The following is an 18997-nucleotide window of genomic DNA, read 5'->3' as shown; positions in this document are numbered from 1 at the left end:
CTCCCTCCTCATCCGCGATTCACCACCAGGCGGCAGCAGAGTACCAACCCGCCCGCCTCGCCCACCCGCGCCCAGAGGCTGCCGCCAAAGCCCTCGACGATGCTGCGGCTCATGCTCAACCCCAGGCCCAGGCCGTCGGCCTTGCTGGTAGTGAACGGGGTGAAGATCTCGTCCAGTCGCTCGGGCGCGACGCCGGGCCCTTGGTCAGCCACCTCCACCAGTACCCCATCGTCGTGGCGCGAGGCGCTGAGCAGGATACGTGACGACTGCCCGGGGTGCTGCTCTCGGTTGGCGTCGATGGCGTTGCGCAACACGTTGAGCAGCACCTGCTCCAGCAATACACGGTCGGCGTATACGGTTGGCAGCACCCCGCTCAACCGCTGCTCGATACGGACCTGTGCCCCTGCGGCCTCCCAGGCGCACAGGCGTTGCGCTTCGCTGGCCACCTCGGCGACATCGAGGGCTTGCAACTGCCGTGGCCCCTTGCGCAGGAACGCGCGCAGCCGGCGGATCACCTCGGCGGCATGGGTGGCCTGCGCGCTGATGCGCTGCAGGCCCTGACCGACTCGCTCACGGGCGTGCGGGTCATGGTCGAGCATGTGCAGGTAACGCAGGCTCGCATTGGTGTAATTGAGGATCGCCGCCAAGGGCTGGTTGATTTCGTGGGCGATGCCCGAGGCCAGTTCGCCCAATGTCGCGACCCGAGCGCTGTGGGCCAGGCTTTCCTGGGCCTCGATACGCAGGGTGATATCGCGAGACACCGCGACGATCTCCACTACTGCGCCGGTGTAGGTCTCGCGGATCGCGCGGCTGGCAATCTCGAACCAGCGGTAGTGGCCATCGGCGTGACGCACTCGGCAGGTCAGGGTGTGGTAGCCATCCTCGTCCAGGGCGGCGGCGGCCTGCAACAGCACCTGGCGCCGCTCGCGCGGGTGCAGGAAGGGACGCACGGCGCTGCCGCGCAATTGCTCCGGCCATACCCCCAGCAGGCGGAATGCGGCCGGCGTGGCGTCGAGAAAGCGCCCATCGGGGCTGTGCCGGGAAATCAGGTCCGTGGTGTTTTCGGTAATCAAGCGGTAGAGCCGCCGGGCCCTGCTGGCGTCGCGGACGGCTCGGCGCTCATCGCTCGCGTCACGACAACGGGCCATTACGTGCTGGCCCTGGTCGTCGGGAATGAAGGTCCAGAGCAGTATGCGCTCACCCACCTCGGCCTCGACCTCGCTGATCGCCCGCCCCTGGCGCAGGCAGGCGCGCACCAAGGCCGCATGGTTGGAGGGCAACCAGCGCCCGACTTCGGCATTGCCGCCAATCAGCGCCTGCATGGCGAGGTTCAACTGCAACGGGCGGGCATCGGGGGCCAGCAGCACACCGGGCTGGGGGTCCTTGGCAAGCAAGGAAGTAGGCATGGCATTCACGGGCAGCGGCTCTTTTATAGTAGTTTTACCATATTGCTATAGTCGATCTTCCATATACGATAACGGCTCGCGTAAAAAAGCGACAGGGAGGCATCGCCCTCCCACACCCTGATCAGAGCTAACAATCAGCCACCGGGGGCCAGGCGCACAGGATGCGCTCGCCTCCTTCACAGGACCACCGCATGTCGATCTTCTCCCAGGGCCTGATGCCTGCGCCCGTCAATCATGTAGCCCTCACGCCTTTGAGCTTCATCGAGCGCACCGCCTCGGTCTACGGCCACTACCCCGCCGTGATCCACGGCGCCATCCGCCGCGACTGGCGCGAGACCTACGCCCGCTGCCGACGCCTGGCCAGCGCCCTCCAGGGCCGAGGCATCGGCCACGGCGACACGGTGGCGGTGATGCTGCCGAACATTCCGGCCATGCTCGAGGCGCACTTCGGCATACCCATGATCGGCGCGGTGCTCAACACCCTCAATGTGCGCCTGGACGCCGAGGCCATCGCCTTCATGCTGCGCCATGGCGAGGCCAAGGTGCTGATCGGCGACCGTGAGTTCCACGGCGTGATCCGCGAAGCCCTGGCGCTGCTCGAATACCCACCGCTGGTGATCGACGTGGACGATCCGGAGTACGGCGAAGGCCAGCCCATCAGCGAGCTGGACTACGAAGCGCTGCTCGCCGAGGGCGACCCTGAGTTCGCCTGGGCATGGCCCGATGACGAATGGCAGGCGATCTCGCTCAATTACACCTCCGGCACCACCGGCAACCCCAAGGGCGTGGTCTACCACCACCGCGGCGCCTACCTCAACGCCCTGGGCAACCAGATGACCTGGTCCATGGGCCAGCACCCGGTGTACCTGTGGACCCTGCCGATGTTCCACTGCAACGGCTGGTGCTACCCCTGGACCATCACCGCCCTGGCCGGCACCCATGTGTTCCTGCGCCGGGTCGACCCGCAGAAGATCCTCACCCTGATCCGCGAGCACCAGGTCAGCCACCTGTGCGGCGCGCCCATCGTGCTCAACGCCCTGGTCAACATGCCCGACAGCGCCAAGGCGGCCATCGACCACCCGGTGCACGCCATGGTCGCTGGCGCCGCGCCGCCGGCCAAGGTGATCGGCGCCGTGGAAGCGATGGGCATCCGCATCACCCACACCTACGGGTTGACCGAAGTCTACGGCCCGGTGACGGTGTGCGCCTGGCATGCCGAGTGGGACGATCTGACACTGGAGGCTCGGGCGGCGATCAAATCGCGCCAAGGTGTGCGCTACCCCACCCTGGACGGCCTGATGGTGGCCGACCCGCGGACCCTCGAACCGGTGCCGCAGGATGGCGAGACCCTGGGCGAGATCTTCATGCGCGGCAACACCGTGATGAAAGGCTACCTGAAGAACCCCGAGGCCACCGCCGAGGCTTTCCGTGGCGGCTGGTTCCACACCGGCGACCTGGCCGTGCGGCATCCCGACGGCTATGTCGAGATCAAGGACCGGCTCAAGGACATCATCATCTCCGGTGGCGAGAACATCTCCACCATCGAGGTGGAGGACGCCCTGTACAAGCACCCCGCCGTGCTCGAGGCCGCCGTGGTCGCCCGCCCAGACGAGAAATGGGGGGAGACACCCTGCGCCTTCGTGACCCTCAAGACTGGCCATGGCGCCACTCGCGAAGCCGAGATCGTCGCCTGGTGCCGCGAGCACCTGGCCGGCTTCAAGGTGCCCAAGACCGTGGTGTTCGGCGAGTTGCCCAAGACCAGCACCGGCAAGATCCAGAAGTACGTGCTGCGCGATCGGGCCAAGGCGCTGTAATCACCCTGACTGTCCTGTAGGAGCGGCTTCAGCCGCGATCACCCGCAAAGCGGGTGCCAGGCACCGTGATGCCCGCATCGCGGCTGAAGCCGTTCCTACAAGCACACAGAAAACGCCATTCACCAGACAAAGGCCTCAGATGACCGACTACACCGCCCCCTTGCGCGACATGCGCTTCGTCCTCAAGGACGTGTTCCACGGCCCTGCCCTCTGGGCCCGCCTGCCCACCCTTGCCGAACGGGTCGACGCCGACACAGCCGACGCCATCCTCGAGGAAGCCGCCAAACTCACCAGCCAACTGATCGCTCCGCTCAGCCGGGTCGGTGATGAACAAGGCGTGCAGTTCGAAAACGGTCAGGTCCACACCCCCGACGGTTTCCGCGACGCCTGGCGCACCTACCGCGAAGGCGGCTGGGTGGGCCTGGGCGGCAACCCCAAGCACGGCGGCATGGGCATGCCGAAGATGCTCGGGGTGCTGTTCGAAGAGATGATGTACGCCGCCGACAGCAGTTTCAGCCTGTACTCGGCACTCAGCGCCGGCAGTTGCCTGGCCATCGACGCCCATGCCAGCGAAGCGCTCAAGGCCATCTACCTCGCCCCGCTGTACGAGGGCCGCTGGGCCGGCACCATGTGCCTGACCGAACCCCACGCCGGCACCGACCTGGGCCTGATCCGCACCCGCGCCGAGCCCCACGCCGATGGCAGCTACCGTGTCAGCGGCAGCAAGATCTTCATTACCGGCGGCGAGCAGGACCTCACCGAGAACATCATCCACCTGGTCCTGGCCCGTCTGCCCGACGCCCCGGCCGGCCCCAAGGGGATCTCGCTGTTCCTCGTGCCGAAATTCCTGCTCGATCAGGACGGCAGCCTGGGCGCGCGCAACGCTGCGCATTGCGGCTCGATCGAGCACAAGATGGGCATCAAGGCCTCGGCGACCTGCGTGATGAACTTCGACCAGGCCGAAGGCTATCTGGTGGGTGAACCGAACAAAGGCCTGGCAGCGATGTTCACCATGATGAACTACGAACGCCTGTCCATCGGCATCCAGGGCATCGGCTGCGCCGAGGCCTCCTACCAGAGCGCCGCGCGCTATGCCAACGAACGCCTGCAGAGCCGCGCTGCCGGTGGCGCACAGGCGCCGCAGCGGGTCGCCGACCCGATCATCGTCCACGGCGATGTGCGGCGCATGCTGCTGACCATGCGGGTCATGACCGAGGGCGGCCGTGCCTTCTCGGTCTATGTCGGCCAGCAACTGGACATCGCCCGTTATGCCGAGGACCCGGCCGAGCGCGAACACGCCCAGCGCCAGGTCGCCCTGCTGACGCCCGTGGCCAAGGCGTTCTTCACTGACAACGGCCTGGAAAGCTGCGTGCTTGGCCAGCAGGTGCTCGGTGGGCATGGCTACATTCGCGAATGGGGCCAGGAGCAACGCGTTCGCGATGTGCGCATTGCACAGATCTACGAAGGCACCAACGGCATCCAGGCCCTCGACTTGCTCGGGCGCAAGGTCCTGGCCGACGGCGGCCAGGCACTGGCCAGCCTGGCCGCCGAGATCCGCGCCTTCTGCGTCGACGCCGTGCTGCACCGTGAGGCGCTGCAGGAGGCCCTGGTACGCCTGGAGCGGACCAGCGCCTGGCTGCAGGCGCAGGCAGGCAAGGACAGCAACCTGGTCAGTGCCTCGGCGGTGGAGTACCTGCACCTGTTCGGGCTGACCGCCTACGCCTACATGTGGGCGCGCATGGCCCATGTGGCCACGGCGCGTCACGCCGAGGACCCGATATTCCATGATGCCAAGCTCGCCAGTGCGGCGTTCTTCTTCCAGCGTGTGCTACCGAGGGGCCTGACACTGGAAGCGACAATCCGTGCCGGTGCGGGCAGCCTCTACGTGATGGCGGCGGAGCAGTTCTGATAAACAGGGTCGTATCTGTGCCGGGCCCGCCCTGGCACAGATACGACCCATCCTCATATACGACGATTTTTCCTACAATTGATAGTCATTCGCCATTAACACGTTCTCGACAGGCACGCCCGGAGGTAGAATGCCGCAAAACCGGGAGCCGCAATGAACCAGGACCGCCTCATTCCCAGCGAAGACGATGCCATCACCGATGCCGCCGCGCACTGGTGCATGCGCCTGCACGCCGACGACTGCACGGCGGCCGAGCGCCAGGCGTTCAGCCAGTGGCTGGCCGCTGACCCACGGCATGCCGAGGAATATCAGGCGATGCTGGAGATCTGGCAGACCGCCGACCTGCTGCCGCGCACGGCCACGGTCGTCGAGCTCAAGCCCTCGACATCACGGCAGGCGCCAGCGCGCCATTGGCGCCCTTTCGCTTGCGCGGCGGCGATTGCCCTGCTCGCCCTGCCCCTGGCCGGCTGGGTCGGCTGGGAGCAAGGCTGGCTACCCAACAGCTACCAGCACTTCGCAACCACCGACCAGTTGCAACAGGTGCGCCTGAGCGACGGCAGCAGCGTCGAGCTGAACCTGCACAGCGAACTGCGCTACCTGAACTTCAAGGATGAGCGCCGTGTCACCCTGGTCAAGGGCGAGGCGTTCTTCAAGGTCGCGCACGACAGCAACCACCCGTTCATCGTCCGTGCCGGCAACGGCCAGACCCGGGTGACCGGTACTCAATTCAACGTGTGGAAGTACGCGGATCAGGTCAAGGTGACCCTGGTGGAGGGTTCGGTGCTGGTCAGCAGTGTCGGCAATTCCGGTGGCTACCGGCTTGGCCCGGGCATGCAGGCCAGCTACGACAAGGGCGACTTCGAGCCCCAGCTGGCCCAGAGCGACGACTACGGCAACAACCTGGCCTGGCGCAACGGCAAGCTGGTGCTGGACAACCTGAGCCTTGCCCAGGCGCTGCCTCTGATCAACCGCTACCTCGACAAGCCGCTGCTGCTGGCCGACGACAGCACTGCTGGCATTCGCATCAGCGGTATCTACAGCACCGCCGAAGTCGCACGCCTGGTCGACTCCCTGCCCAAGGTGCTGCCGATCTACCTCACCCGCAGCAAGGACGGCAGCACCGTCCTCAACCGCATCGTGCCGGTCCCCAGCCGCGGCTGAGGCCGTCTATCAAAGCGTCATCGCTGCCAGCCAGCCAAAAGCCAGCAATGGCAGATTGTAGTGAATGAAGGTCGGCACCACGGTATCCCAGATATGGTGGTGCTGGCCGTCCACGTTCAGGCCGGAGGTCGGCCCGAGGGTCGAGTCCGACGCCGGCGAACCGGCATCCCCCAGGGCACCCGCCGTACCGACGATGCACACCGTGGCGACCGGATCGAAGCCCAGCTGCACGCACAGCGGCACGAAGATCGCCGCCAGGATCGGTACCGTCGAGAACGACGAGCCGATGCCCATGGTTACCAGCAACCCCACCAGCAGCATCAGCAGCGCGCCGATACCCTTGCTGTGATCGATCCACTGAGCGGAGGCCTCCACCAGGGTCTTCACTTCGCCGGTGGCTTTCATTACCTCGGCGAAGCCGGAGGCGGCGATCATGATGAAGCCGATCATGGCCATCATCTTCATGCCTTCGGTGAACAGGTCGTCGGTCTCCCGCCAACGCACGATGCCCGACAGCGAGAAGATCAGGAAACCGACCATGGCACCGATGATCATCGAGTCCAGCCACAGCTGGATGATGAACGCCGAGGCAATGGCGACACCCGCTACCAGCAGGGTCAGCGGGTTGTACTGCACGCTGACCTGCTCCACCTGCTCGATGCGCGCCAGGTCGTAGTCACGCTTCTTGCGGTAGCTGAAGAACACCGCCAGCAACAACCCGGCCAGCATGCCTGCGGCCGGAATGGCCATGGCATGGGTGACATTCACCCCCGAGACATCCACACCGGCGCGGCTGACGTTGGCCAGCAGGATCTCGTTGAGGAAGATGTTGCCAAAGCCCACCGGCAGGAACATGTACGGGGTGATCAAGCCGAAGGTCATCACGCAGGCGATCAGCCGGCGATCGATGCGCAGGCGCGTCAGCACATACAGCAGCGGTGGCACCAGCAAGGGGATGAAGGCGATATGGATCGGCAGGATGTTCTGCGACGACACCGCCACCACCAGCATCAAACCGATCAACAGCCACTTCACCTTGCCGCCTTCGGCATGGCCCTGCCGGTCGATCATGGCCAGGGCCCGGTCGGCCAGGGCATGGGCCAGCCCGGACTTGGCAATGGCCACGGCGAACGCGCCAAGCAAGGCATACGACAGCGCCACCGTGGCGCCGCCGCCCAGGCCGCCGTTGAAGGCCTTGAGCGTACCCTCGATACCCAACCCACCGACCAGGCCCCCAGCCAGGGCGCCGATGATCAGCGCGATGACCACATGCACGCGGGACAGGCTCAGTACCAGCATCAGCCCGACCGCGGCAATCACTGCATTCATGTGTGCAAACCTCGTTACGACAGACAAAAAGCGAGCGTTCCGGCGACAGACCGCACACAGGCGCTGGCCGGACCATGGGATGTTGTTATGAAGGGCGCACACTCTGAAGCACAGGCCGCCAGATGTCAAAAGCGTCTGCCTCGCGGCCCTTCGCTTGCTATAGACGAACGTCGAAGCTTTAAATTGAACGTTTGAATAAAGAAAAACCGGCGACCGCCGACACAGTCGGCAGCATCAAACCTATTAGAACGGAATTGCCCCAATGCCTTCGCTGCGACAACTCTCGATTCAATGGAAGATCACCCTGCTGGCAGGCTTGTGCCTGGCGGCTATCGTCACCCTGCTGGTCGGCCTTTCGCTGTACCGCATGGACCACAGCTCGGACCTGGTCAAGGCCAGCAGCATGAAGATGCTCACCGAGGCGGCCCAGTCGCGTATCGAATCCCAGGGCGAGGTGCAGGCCCTGAACATTCGCCGCCAGTTCATGGACGCCTACCAGTACGGCGCCGGCTTCGCCCGCCAGGTGCTGTTCCTGCGCGAGCAGGCGGAAAAGCGCTTCCTCGACGCCTACGACCTGCGCCAGGACATGACCGCCCAGGTGCGCGCAGCCCTGCAGGCCAACCCCGACCTGCTGGGGCTGTCGCTGGTGTTCGAGCCGGGCGCGCTGGACGGCAAGGACAAGCTGTTCGCCGGCCAGGGCGAGCTGGGCAGCAACGAAACCGGGCGTTTCGCCCTGTACTGGTCGCAACCCCGCGCCGGCCAGTTGACCTCGATGGCCCTGCCCGAGCACGACATGGCCAACACCGAGATCGGCCCCAGCGGCCAGCCGGCCAACACCTGGTGGGTGTGCCCGCGCAGCAGTGGCCAGGTGTGCGTGGTGGAGCCGTACTTCTATGACATCGACGGCCAGCGCGTACTGATGACCAGCATCGTCTTCCCGCTCAAGGCCAACGGCAAGGTGATCGCCACGCTGTCCATCGATATCAACCTCAACAGCCTGCAGGCCCTCAGCCAGACGGCCAGCCGCAGCCTGTACGAAGGCCGCACCACGGTCGGCATCCTCAGCCCGGTCGGTTTGCTGGCCGGCTACAGCGCCGACGCCACCAAGCTGGCCCAGCGCTTCGACCAGGTCGACCGCGCCCAGGGCGCCGAGATGGTACGCAAGCTCGGTGAAGGCAAGCTGCAGATCCTCCACGACCAGCAACGCCTGAAAGTACTGGCCGCGTTCGAGCCGATCCCCGGCGGCAAACCCTGGGGCGTGCTGCTCGACGTCCCGGAAAGCGCCCTCACCGGCCCGGCCGAAACCCTCAAGGTGGAACTCGACGCCCTCAACACCAGTGGCACCCTGCTGGAGCTGGGCCTGGGCCTGGCCGCCGCCATCGCCGGCCTGCTGCTGGTGTGGCTGATGGCCCGTGGCGTGACCCGGCCGATCCTCGGCGTGGCGACCATGCTCAAGGACATCGCCAGCGGCGAAGGCGACCTGACCCGCCGCCTGCAGTACGCCAAGCAGGACGAACTGGGCGAGCTGGCGGGTTGGTTCAACCGTTTCCTCGACAAGCTGCAACCAACCATCGCCGAAGTAAAACGCTCGGTACAGGCCGCCCGCGGCACCGCCGATCAGTCGGCGGCCATCGCCGCCGAGACCAGCGCCGGCATGGAACAGCAGTACCGCCAGGTCGACCAGGTGGCCACCGCCTCCCATGAAATGAGCGCCACCGCCCAGGACGTCGCCCGCAGCGCGGCCCAGGCCGCCCAGGCTGCGCGTGAGGCCGACCAGGCCACCCGCGAAGGCCTGGCGGTGATCGACCGCACCACCACCAGCATCGACACCCTGGCCGCCGACATGAGCAGCGCCATGGCTCAGGTCGAAGGGTTGGCGCAGAACAGCGAGAAGATCGGTTCGGTGCTGGAGGTGATCCGCTCGATCGCCGAACAGACCAACCTGCTGGCGCTCAACGCCGCCATCGAGGCCGCTCGCGCCGGTGAAGCCGGCCGTGGCTTCGCGGTGGTCGCCGACGAAGTGCGCAACCTGGCGCGCCGCACCCAGGAATCGGTGGAGGAAACCCGCCAGGTGATCGAAGCCCTGCAGGCCGGCACCCAAGTGGTGGTAGTCGCCATGGACAGCAGCCATCGCCAGGCCCAGGGCGGTGTCGAACAGGTCGGCCAGGCCGTCACCGCGCTGCAACGCATCGGCCAGGCCGTGACGGTGATCACCGACATGAACCTGCAGATCGCCAGTGCCGCGGAAGAGCAAAGCGCGGTGGCCGAGGAAATCAACAGCAACGTCGCCACCATCCGCGACGTCACCGAATCGCTGTCGGGTCAGGCCAACGAATCGGCGCGGGTCAGCCAGTCGCTCAACAGTCTGGCCAACCAGCAGCAAGGCTTGATGGACCAGTTCCGCGTCTGACCTCTCCTGGTAGGCTGGCTCCCCCGTAGGAGCCAGCCTTGCTGGCGAACACCGGCAAAGCCGGTGCCATGCTCTCCCCTCAGCAGTCGAATCGCTCCACCGCCCGCCGCCGCTCATTGTCATCCCGTCGATCGTACCCCGCCGTGGTCTGGATATTGGCGTGGTGCGCCAGCTTCTGGGCGATCGAAAGGTCGTGTTCCTCGATCACCCGGGTGATGAACGCCCGGCGAAAATCATGGGGCATGATCTTCGCACCCACCTGCGCGCCACGCTGGCGGGCGATGTAGTAGATGGCGTGCTTGGTAATCCGTGCACGGGTGATATGGCTGCCACGCCGAATACGGTTGAACAGGAACGCATCGTCGCGCTCCCCCGCCGGCAGGTGCTGGCGGCGCAGGTCGAGCCAGGCCTGCAGCTTGTCGAATGCCCAGGCCGGGGCGTACTTGATCAGTTCGCGATTACCCTTGCCCAGCACCTGAATGCTGCGCTCATCGAAGTCGACCTGGGCCAGGTTCACGTCCACCGATTCCGACTTGCGCATGCCGGTGCCATACAGCAGCGCGAGGATCGCCGCATCACGCACGCCCTGTGGTCGCGGGTCGGCGGCACAGACATCCATCAGCTCACGGATCAAGCTGCGCCGCAGGTTGCGCCCCGCCGGCAGGCGACTGCCGCCGGCCGGCTTGATTTCACGGATCTTCAGCAGGTGCTCATGTTCGATCAGGCCCTGGCGCCAGGCCTCGTTCATGACGCCGCGCACGGCATTGACGTAGAGCGAAGAGGTATTCGGGGCGTAGCCGTCCGCGCGCAGGGCCGCTACCAGGGCGATTACATGGCCGGGCTCGAGGTGGTGCCAGGGCACGTCGGCGATATCGCAATCAATGAAGCCCAGGCGATCGGCCGCGTCCTGGAGGATGTAGCGCATCGTCAACTGGCTGGACGGCGCCAGACGGGCGAGATACTGCAACAGCGGGTTGCGCAGGAGGTCGGTCACAATGGGGATCCTGTAGCGGAGCTTCGGCGCGGGAAGTCAGCGTAAAGCAAAAAAACGAGTCGTAATGACCATGACTAAAGTCAATATGACAACAAACGCACGATGTCATTATGACCATGAAAACTGCCATCACCTTGATATTCAAGGGTTTCAGCGATGGCACGGATCGTGATGGTACCCCATTCACTTACGCTGATCGAACCAAGGCACTTTCCCATGCTCATCCAGCCGATCACCGCTCGCCCACGCCAGGCCCTCTGGGCCCTGGGTTTTCGCCCGTTCTTCCTTGGCGGCAGCCTGTTCGCCTTCCTCGCCCTGTTGCTATGGGCCGGCACATTGACCGGCACGCTTCAACTTTCACCTTCAGGAGGCATGCTGGCCTGGCACCGTCATGAAATGCTCTATGGCTTTGCCGCGGCCATCGTAGCCGGCTTCCTGCTGACAGCCGTGCAGAATTGGAGCGGTATCCCCGGCCTGAGCGGCCGCCCCCTGGCGGGCTTGTTCCTGCTCTGGCTGCTGGCGCGGGCAAGCTGGTTCCTGCCCTTGCCGCCAGCATTGCTGATCGTGCTCCAAGGCGCCTTCCTGCCCCTGGTGGCTGTCGCGTTGGCACGGCCGATCATCCAGCGCCGCCTGCGTAACAATTACCCCATCGTGGTCCTGATCCTGCTGTTGTCGGCCTGCCAATGGCTGACACTGGCCGGCTGGCTCAACCACGACGAACGCTGGCAACGGCGTGGCGTACTCGCCGGGCTCTGGTTGGTGGCGGCGATGATGAGCGTGATCGGCGGCCGGGTGATCCCCTTCTTCACCCGCCGCGGCCTGGGCAACATGACCCCGTCGCCGACGCGTCCCTGGCTTGATCGCGCCTGCCTGGCGGCCAGCGTGGCGCTGCCCATCAGCTACCTGGCAGGGGCCAACGATACGCCACAGCCGCTGATGGCCCTGCTGTTCGGCGCCTTGGCCGTGTTGCACGGCATCCGGCTGGTGCTCTGGCACGACCGCGGCATCTGGCGCGTGCCGCTGCTGTGGTCGCTGCACCTGGCCTATGCCTGGCTGGTGCCGGCCTGCCTGGGGCTGGCGGCATGGCATGCCGGGGTGGATATCAACCCGAGCCTGGCGGCCCATGCACTCACGGTCGGCGCCATGACCGGGCTGATCGTGGCCATGATGGCACGGGTCAGCCTTGGGCACACCGGGCGGCCTTTGCAGGTGCCGCGCAGCGTCGGTTGGGCCTTCGCGCTGATCCAGTTCGCGGCGCTGGCACGGGTGGCACTGGTGCCGTTCTCGTCGCTGGGGCTGGGCCTGTCGGTGATCTTGGGGTGTGCCGCATTGCTGCTGTTCCTGTGGCATTACCTGCCGGTCCTGACGCGCCCCAGGGTGGATGGCATGCCGGGATAACGTAACGCCTGCACTGGTTGCGACCTGTAGGAGCGGCTTTAGCCGCGATCACCCGCGAAGCGGGTGCCAGACACCGCGTTGTCTGTATCGCGGCTAAAGCCGCTCCTACAGAGTTCCTGGCAAATCAACTGCTGCTCGCCCGGCAACGTCGCGTGGTCTACAGTTGCAGCGCGCCCCTCCAACTGCGAGACAGCATGGCCTTCCACCACCTCACCCGCACCCATCCCCGCCTCAGCATCGCCATCCTGGCCGGCCTTCTTGGCGCCTGGCTGATCCCCGCCGACGACACCGTGCAGCGCATCCTCGCGGGCTGGAACCTCGGCGTGTGGCTGTACTTGCTGATGGTCCTGTGGCTCAGCCTGCGGGCGACGGCGCAGAAGGTCCGCCAAGTGGCCAGCATCGAAGACGAGAACGCCGGCCTGGTGCTGGTGACCGTCATCGTGGCGGCCATTGCCAGCCTCGCCGCAGTCACCCTGCAACTGGTATCCAGCCGTGGCCTGGAAGGCAGCGCGCTGGCCCTGCACTACCTGTACACCGGCCTGACCGTGGCCGGTTCCTGGCTGCTGATCGGCTGCATCTTCAGCCTGCACTACGCACGGCTGTTCTACACCGGCGATCGCCACGAGCCGCCGCTGCGCTTCCCTGACAACGAGCGCAATCCGGACTACTGGGACTTCCACTACTTCTCGTTCACCATCAGCGTCGCCGTGCAGACGTCGGATATCGGTGTCGGAGGGCGCGCCATGCGCAAGGCGGTGCTGGCCCACTCACTGGTAGGCTTCGTGTTCAACACGGCGATCCTGGGCTTCACCATCAACATCGCCGCCGGCCTGCTCGGCTAGCACCCGCCGGGCACAGGCGACGATGCGCCGGCACGCTTCCTCCAGCGCCTCGGTATCCAGCACCAGCCCCAGCCGCACATGCCCCGCCGCGCTTGGGCCGAAGGCATCCCCCGGCAACAGCGTCACCCCCTCCTCCAGCAGCAGGCGCTGGGCGAAGATCTGGGCGCTGAGCCCGCTGCCACGAATATCGAGCATCACGAACATGCCACCCGCCGGGCGATGCACACGCACCCCCGGGCAGCCCTCCAGCGCCGCGCAGACCCGGTCACGCCGCTGACGGTAGGCCTCACGCATCCGCCGTACCTCCGGCAAATCGCGCTCCAGTGCCAGGCAGGTGGCCCGCATGACGAACTCCGGCAGGCCGAACAGCATGGCCATGGCCAGGTTGCCCAGATGCGTCGCCAAGGTCTTGGGCCCGATCACCCAACCCACGCGCCAGCCGCTCATGGCATGGGACTTGGACAGGCTGTCAATCACCACGCAGCGCTCGGCCATGCCCGGCAGGTTGAGCGGGCTTGGCGCCGGGCTGTCATAACTCAGGTTGCGATACACCTCGTCGCACACCAGCCACAGGTCATGCTCGCGGCACAGCTGTGCAAGGCTCGCCATGTCGGCCGCATCGATGGTTGCGCCAGTGGGGTTGTGCGGGCTGTTGAGCAGCACGCCACGGGTGCGCGGGGTGATGGCCTGGGCCACAGCGCCAGGGTCAAGCCGAAAGCCTGCTTCCGAGCTTACCGCCACGGGTACCGCCTGCGCGCCACAAGCACCGAACACACCGTGGTAGGTGACATACATCGGCTCAGCGACGATCACCTCGTCGCCGGCCTCGAACAGGCACTGGAACGTCGCGTACAAGGCGCACTGGGCGCCGGCGGTGACGACCACTTGATCCGGGTCGAGGGGCAACTGGCGGTCGCGTACGATCGCCTCACGCAAGGCCAGGCTGCCGCGCACATCGCTGTAGTGGGTTTCACCCTGGCGCAAGCTGGCCACGGCCGCCTCGACCACCGCGGGCGGTGTGTCGAAATCCGGGTCGCCCATCGACAGCAGGAAGATCTCGCGCCCCTGACGGCGCAGGGCCAGGGCCTGGTAGTGGATATCCCAGGCGGCGGCCGCCTCGCCGGCGATGCGTTGGGTGAGCGTGGAAAATCGCATGGCTACCTCCCTGTCTGCCCGACCCGCACCGCTGGTCCGAAATTGCTGCCAGTAAACATAGCAGAGCCGGGCGCCTCGCCAGCGCCCGGCCCACAGGACAAACGTTTGCCCCGGCCAACGCCCGCCGACCGGTCACGATGACAGCAGTGTGACCACCGTCATGCATTAGCACATTTGCCATATTTTCCAGGGAACACTGCCATGGCAGGTGCTAAGGTTAATTCCCGACGGCCAGGCACGGCCATTTCAATCACCGCGTTCAGGTACGAACAAGGAGGCTGGCATGAACAAGATGACGTTCCCCAACGCCTGCCAGGTGATGCGCTGGCATTTCCACCCACTGGGGTTCGAAGCCAGCATGGACGCACCTCGCAGCATGGTTGCCCGGCTCTTCGACCGGGCTACGGGCGTGACACTGCTGGCCATCGCCGGCATCCCCTGCACGGCGATCATGGCCGCCGCCGATGTCGAGCGCATCATCGAGGCCGTGGAAGCCGAGCTGGAAACCTTCGACCTGGTCGGCAACGCGCTGCACGACGCAGTCTGACCTCAATCCCCCACTTGCGAACGACCGGAACGGCCGTGGTATCCCGCTGGCCAAAAACCTGGCAACGTCTTTACTTGCTGTTACGCCCCCTCACCCTGGTGTGAGCCTATGAAGATCGTGGTGACCAGCATTCTCGTCGACGACCAGGCCAAGGCCCAGGCGTTCTACCACCACGTATTGGGCTTCCAGCCCAAGCACGATATTCCGATGGGCAAGCACCGCTGGCTCACCTTCACCTCCCCCAATGACCCCAACGGCGTCGAACTGGTGCTCGAGCCGGATGTTCACCCCGCAGCAAAAGCCTACAAGACCGCCCTCAAGCAGGACGGCATTCCCGCCACCTCGTTCAGCGTCCGCGACATCCAGGCCGAATACATCCGCCTGTGTGCTGCGGGCGTACACTTCACTCAGCCACCGACGCCGGCGGGACCGGTGACGGTAGCTGTATTCGATGACACCTGTGGCAACCTGATCCAGATCGCCCAGCGCCACTGAGAAAATGGCTGGCGGCGCACGTGCGCGCCCTCTACATTGCTGACTTCACCCAGCGCAGTCACAACAAGGAAAACCCATGCGCTACGAGTTCAGCGAAGTTCTCAACGACCTGGTCGACTACTTTCTTCTCGGTGACATCCAACTGCTCGAACACTTCAAGGACGAGCACGACCTTCCCGACGACCTGGCCCGGGCCTTCACCCAGGGCGACAGCGGTGACCAGGCGGTGCGTGAAGGCGTGATCCTGCCCCTGGCCGGTGTCGACAACCTGCCCTACCGCATCGTTTTCAGCCTCGGCAGTGGCACCCCGGCCCTGCTCGAGCCCGGCAGCCGCCTCAAGCACCATCGCAAAGGCCATGTGCTGCGGGTCGAGAACCGCGCCCTGATGCTGTTCACCTGGCGCGTGCTGCAGCATTTCACCCGCAAGACCATGGGCGACCTGCTGGCGCGCTACCAGGAGCCGGGCCGGCCGATCATCGAGCTGGACAATGGCTGGTACCAAGTCGAGGTGCTGGCGGGTGCCTTGGTACGGGACGGGCTGTACGAGCCGGCATTCGAGTTCGTGTTGACGAAAACCCTCGGTCCTCGCGCCGAGGCCGAGGCCGAGGCCGACACCGGTTACCGCTATGGCCTGCGTGGGTACTTCGACTGAGTACAGGGACGTAGGAGCGGCTTTAGCCGCGATGCAGACGACGCGGTGCCTGGCACCCGCCTTGCGGGTGATCGCGGCTGAAGCCGCTCCTACTGTCCTGCCAAATCAATGGATATCCCTGTCCTTGGTCTCCGGCAGGAAGAAGATCCCCAGCACCGCCGTCATCACCGCGATCACGATCGGGTACCACAAGCCGTAGTAGATATCCCCGGTCGCCGCCACCATGGCGAACGCCACGGTGGGCAGGAAGCCGCCGAACCAGCCGTTGCCGATGTGGTACGGCAACGACATCGAGGTGTAGCGGATCCGTGCCGGGAACAACTCCACCAGCCAGGCGGCGATCGGGCCGTAGACCATGGTCACGTAGATCACCAGGAGGGTCAGCAGCAACAGCACCATCGGGTAGTGGATCTTCGCCGGGTCGGCTTTTTCCGGGTAACCGGCTTCCTTCAACGCAGCCCCGAGACTGGCCGTGAAGGCATCGCTCTGCGCCTTGAAGTCCGCCGCCGCCAGGCTGCGACCATCGAAACTGGGCAACACCCGCTCACCGATGCGCACCTGGGCCACGCTGCCGGGCTCGGCCGCCTGGTTCTCGTAGGGAATGGCGCGCTTGGCCAGCAGGCTCTTGGCGATGTCGCAGGAGCTGGTGAAGCGGGCCTTGCCCACCGGATCGAACTGGAATGCGCATTGCCCGGGGTCGGCCACTACCACCACCGGGTTCTGTTCCTGGGCGACGAACACGTCCGGGTTGCCGTACTCGGTGAGCCCCTTGAAGATCGGGAAGTAGGTCAGCGCTGCGATAATGCAGCCGGCCATGATGATCGGCTTGCGCCCGATACGGTCGGACAGGCTGCCGAAGATGATGAAGAACGGGGTGCCGATCAACAGCGAGCCGGCAATCAGCAGGTTGGCGGTCTGCGGGTCGATCTTGAGCATCTGCAGCAGGAAGAACAGCGCGTAGAACTGCCCCGTGTACCACACCACCGCCTGCCCGGCGGTGCCGCCCAGCAGTGACATGATCACTACCTTCAGGTTGTCCCAGCGGGCGAACGACTCGGTCAGCGGCGCTTTCGACGCCTTGCCTTCGGCCTTCATCTTCATGAATACCGGCGACTCGTTGAGCTGCATGCGGATGTACACCGAGATGGCCAGCAGCAGGATCGACAGCAGGAACGGAATGCGCCAGCCCCAAGCCTCGAACGCCTCGGTGCCCATCGCCGTGCGGCAGGCCAGGATCACCAGCAATCACAGGAACAGCCCGAGTGTGGCGGTGGTCTGGATCCACGCGGTGAAGAACCCACGCCGGCCCTTCGGCGCATGTTCGGCCACATAGGTGGCCGCGCCGCCATACTCGCCGCCCAGCGCCAGCCCTTGTAGCAGGCGCAAGGTGATGAGGATCACCGGTGCGGCCACACCAATGGCCGCATAGCTGGGCAAGATGCCCACCACTGCGGTGGACAGGCCCATGATCACGATGGTGATGAGGAAGGTGTACTTGCGCCCGATCATGTCCCCCAGGCGGCCAAATACGATGGCGCCGAACGGCCGCACCGCAAAGCCCGCGGCGAACGCGAGCAAGGCGAAGATGAACGCAGTGGTCTCGTTGACGCCGGCGAAGAAGTGCTTGGCGATGATCGCCGCCAGCGAGCCGTACAAGTAGAAGTCATACCATTCGAACACGGTCCCCAGCGAAGAGGCGAAGATGACCTTGCGCTCCTCCCGGGTGATGCCACGTTGGGGCGCGCTACTGCCCGTGGATGCGCTGTCGAGGACCGCCATGGGTCGCCTCCGTCTGGTTGTCGCGGGCCGGAGTGTCCCTATCAGATGAAGCGCACGCACCCAGGCCCCTGGGCTTTACCGGTTGCGCGAAGCACGACGAGGCAGGCCTCGGATCGCGGCAAGGTCACCTGAAGCATAATCGGCTTTGTCGGGATAGCCAGCGCCCCCATTTTCACGCCAGAAAACGGACGACCTCGTCAAGCACACGCGGCATCTGCTCGCGGTGCGGTACATGCCCGCAACCCTCCAGGATCGTCTTGCGAGTTGGACCTGCGGTCAATCGAATGAAACGTTCGGGATGGGCAAGGCTGCCGAACTCGTCGTTGTCGCCATGCAGGCAGAGCAACGGGCAGCGCACCCGCGCCAGCACGCCGTCGAGGTTCCAGCTGGCAAAGTCCGCCGACAGCCAGTTGTCGACCCAGGCACGCAGCACCCATTCGGCCTTGTCGCCGTGGTAGCGCTGCAACCGCTGCAGCTGTCCAGGCTCGGCGAACTGCCGTTCAGCCGCGCGAATACCTTCGAGCGTGCGCGCCTCGGCGAACGCCTGGGCTGACTCGGTGATCAGGCCCAGACACTGCTCGGCATGGGCCGCGGCACACGCGATGGCCATGCCGCCACCGACACTGTGGCCAAACACCAGGAACTGCTCGATGCCCAACTGCCGGCATACCGCGGCGAACCCCCGGCAAGCCTCTGCCTCGACGAACCCCGCGCGCAATTGCCCCGGGTGAGCGTCGGAGCGGCCGAAGCCCAAGCGGTCATAGGCGATGACGCTGCGGCCGGAGGCCTGGGCAAGGCAGGCGGGGAAGTCACGCCAGAGGGCCACGCAACCGAGTGAATCGTGCAACAGGATGATGGGCGCGCCCTGCGCCACCGCCGGTAGCCAGCGCTGGGCATACAGCCGCCCTTCAGGCAGGTCGATCCAGTGTTGCTGCACAGTGATGTCGGTCATTCGGGCTCCCGCGCCGGGTGATGGACGAGCCGCCATCCTAAACCGCAAGCAGCGTACAAGCCCATCGATCATTGCCACAGAGGGGCTCTGCGCCGGGTTCGAATATGTACCACCCCAGCCAGGACCTGCTGCCGTTGAATGGCCGCCCACCTCT

14 protein-coding genes and 1 pseudogene are annotated in these 18997 nt (G+C 65.5%); 9 read left to right on the top strand and 6 right to left on the bottom strand.

Translation table 11 applies throughout. The features are described 5' to 3' along the window. Positions 1-8: 8 nt before the first annotated feature. Entirely contained in the window at positions 9-1406 is a 1398-nt protein-coding gene (locus tag NGM28_RS07275) for a sensor histidine kinase (protein WP_240063106.1), read from the bottom strand. 191 nt (positions 1407-1597) lie between these two features. Here NGM28_RS07275 and NGM28_RS07270 point away from each other — a divergent pair, with 191 nt between their 5' ends. From NGM28_RS07270 to NGM28_RS07260, 3 genes are all read left to right on the top strand, one after another. Further along, positions 1598-3220: an acyl-CoA synthetase gene (locus tag NGM28_RS07270; RefSeq protein ID WP_240063107.1), complete on the top strand. Its 1623-nt coding sequence runs from the start codon at positions 1598-1600 to the stop codon at positions 3218-3220. Positions 3221-3359: 139 nt separating this feature from the next. After that, positions 3360-5129 (top strand): acyl-CoA dehydrogenase C-terminal domain-containing protein, encoded by a 1770-nt coding sequence (locus NGM28_RS07265; RefSeq protein WP_252089436.1) that lies wholly within the window; start codon positions 3360-3362, stop codon positions 5127-5129. A gap of 153 nt (positions 5130-5282) precedes the next feature. Then, positions 5283-6290, top strand: coding sequence for a FecR family protein (locus NGM28_RS07260; protein ID WP_252089434.1), 1008 nt, complete (start codon positions 5283-5285; stop codon positions 6288-6290). Between the two features lie 9 nt (positions 6291-6299). Here the strand turns inward: NGM28_RS07260 and NGM28_RS07255 are convergent, their stop codons facing one another. After that, entirely contained in the window at positions 6300-7619 is a 1320-nt protein-coding gene (locus NGM28_RS07255) for a Na+/H+ antiporter family protein (protein WP_240063110.1), read from the bottom strand. Between the two features lie 262 nt (positions 7620-7881). Here NGM28_RS07255 and NGM28_RS07250 point away from each other — a divergent pair, with 262 nt between their 5' ends. Further along, positions 7882-10029: a methyl-accepting chemotaxis protein gene (locus NGM28_RS07250; RefSeq protein WP_252089432.1), complete on the top strand. Its 2148-nt coding sequence runs from the start codon at positions 7882-7884 to the stop codon at positions 10027-10029. A gap of 79 nt (positions 10030-10108) precedes the next feature. Here NGM28_RS07250 and NGM28_RS07245 read toward each other — a convergent pair whose 3' ends face one another. Beyond that, positions 10109-11023 carry a site-specific integrase gene (locus NGM28_RS07245; protein WP_240063112.1) on the bottom strand — a complete coding sequence of 305 codons (915 nt, stop codon included), beginning with the start codon at positions 11021-11023 and terminating at the stop codon, positions 10109-10111. 216 nt (positions 11024-11239) lie between these two features. Between NGM28_RS07245 and NGM28_RS07240 the strand changes: the two genes are divergently transcribed. Both NGM28_RS07240 and NGM28_RS07235 read left to right on the top strand, forming a co-directional pair. Next, entirely contained in the window at positions 11240-12421 is a 1182-nt protein-coding gene (locus NGM28_RS07240) for an NnrS family protein (protein ID WP_252089431.1), read from the top strand. Positions 12422-12615: 194 nt separating this feature from the next. Further along, positions 12616-13263 carry a DUF1345 domain-containing protein gene (locus tag NGM28_RS07235; protein ID WP_240063114.1) on the top strand — a complete coding sequence of 216 codons (648 nt, stop codon included), beginning with the start codon at positions 12616-12618 and terminating at the stop codon, positions 13261-13263. Here the strand turns inward: NGM28_RS07235 and NGM28_RS07230 are convergent. Continuing rightward, on the bottom strand, positions 13189-14418 hold the full coding sequence (locus tag NGM28_RS07230) for a pyridoxal phosphate-dependent aminotransferase (protein WP_252089430.1): 1230 nt from the start codon (positions 14416-14418) through the stop codon (positions 13189-13191). The two genes, NGM28_RS07235 and NGM28_RS07230, sit on opposite strands and share 75 nt — an antisense overlap. 283 nt (positions 14419-14701) lie before the next feature. Here NGM28_RS07230 and NGM28_RS07225 point away from each other — a divergent pair, with 283 nt between their 5' ends. From NGM28_RS07225 to NGM28_RS07215, 3 genes are all read left to right on the top strand, one after another. Beyond that, positions 14702-14965 carry a DUF1652 domain-containing protein gene (locus NGM28_RS07225; RefSeq protein ID WP_213657084.1) on the top strand — a complete coding sequence of 88 codons (264 nt, stop codon included), beginning with the start codon at positions 14702-14704 and terminating at the stop codon, positions 14963-14965. Between the two features lie 108 nt (positions 14966-15073). Next, on the top strand, positions 15074-15460 hold the full coding sequence (locus NGM28_RS07220; protein ID WP_240063116.1) for a VOC family protein: 387 nt from the start codon (positions 15074-15076) through the stop codon (positions 15458-15460). 76 nt (positions 15461-15536) lie between these two features. Continuing rightward, the gene (locus NGM28_RS07215; RefSeq protein WP_252089429.1) at positions 15537-16112 is read left to right on the top strand and encodes a hypothetical protein; all 576 of its coding nucleotides are present in this window, start codon (positions 15537-15539) and stop codon (positions 16110-16112) included. A 105-nt stretch (positions 16113-16217) separates the two neighbouring features. Here NGM28_RS07215 and NGM28_RS07210 read toward each other — a convergent pair. Together NGM28_RS07210 and NGM28_RS07205 are read right to left on the bottom strand one after the other, a co-directional pair. Further along, positions 16218-17891: pseudogene (locus NGM28_RS07210) on the bottom strand (MFS transporter). A gap of 172 nt (positions 17892-18063) precedes the next feature. Beyond that, a complete protein-coding gene (locus tag NGM28_RS07205; protein WP_252089428.1) occupies positions 18064-18843 on the bottom strand; it encodes an alpha/beta fold hydrolase in 780 nt (259 codons plus the stop codon). Positions 18844-18997: the final 154 nt, after the last annotated feature.

This window comes from Pseudomonas sp. MWU13-3659 (assembly GCF_023757525.1).
Lineage (GTDB): Bacteria > Pseudomonadota > Gammaproteobacteria > Pseudomonadales > Pseudomonadaceae > Aquipseudomonas > Aquipseudomonas entomophila_E.
Note: the sequence above shows the minus strand (reverse complement) of the source record. Positions and strands in the feature narration are given on the sequence as shown.

Bases quoted from the DNA above. Each gene is read 5' to 3' on its own strand.
- NGM28_RS07220 (WP_240063116.1), top strand. From the start codon at position 15,074: ATGAAGATCGTGGTGACCAGCATTCTCGTCGACGACCAGGCCAAGGCC.
- NGM28_RS07225 (WP_213657084.1), top strand. From the start codon at position 14,702: ATGAACAAGATGACGTTCCCCAACGCCTGCCAGGTGATGCGCTGGCAT.
- NGM28_RS07275 (WP_240063106.1), bottom strand. From the start codon at position 1,406: ATGCCTACTTCCTTGCTTGCCAAGGACCCCCAGCCCGGTGTGCTGCTG.
- NGM28_RS07240 (WP_252089431.1), top strand. From the start codon at position 11,240: ATGCTCATCCAGCCGATCACCGCTCGCCCACGCCAGGCCCTCTGGGCC.
- NGM28_RS07250 (WP_252089432.1), top strand. From the start codon at position 7,882: ATGCCTTCGCTGCGACAACTCTCGATTCAATGGAAGATCACCCTGCTG.
- NGM28_RS07255 (WP_240063110.1), bottom strand. From the start codon at position 7,619: ATGAATGCAGTGATTGCCGCGGTCGGGCTGATGCTGGTACTGAGCCTG.
- NGM28_RS07230 (WP_252089430.1), bottom strand. From the start codon at position 14,418: ATGCGATTTTCCACGCTCACCCAACGCATCGCCGGCGAGGCGGCCGCC.
- NGM28_RS07260 (WP_252089434.1), top strand. From the start codon at position 5,283: ATGAACCAGGACCGCCTCATTCCCAGCGAAGACGATGCCATCACCGAT.
- NGM28_RS07235 (WP_240063114.1), top strand. From the start codon at position 12,616: ATGGCCTTCCACCACCTCACCCGCACCCATCCCCGCCTCAGCATCGCC.
- NGM28_RS07205 (WP_252089428.1), bottom strand. From the start codon at position 18,843: ATGACCGACATCACTGTGCAGCAACACTGGATCGACCTGCCTGAAGGG.
- NGM28_RS07265 (WP_252089436.1), top strand. From the start codon at position 3,360: ATGACCGACTACACCGCCCCCTTGCGCGACATGCGCTTCGTCCTCAAG.
- NGM28_RS07215 (WP_252089429.1), top strand. From the start codon at position 15,537: ATGCGCTACGAGTTCAGCGAAGTTCTCAACGACCTGGTCGACTACTTT.
- NGM28_RS07270 (WP_240063107.1), top strand. From the start codon at position 1,598: ATGTCGATCTTCTCCCAGGGCCTGATGCCTGCGCCCGTCAATCATGTA.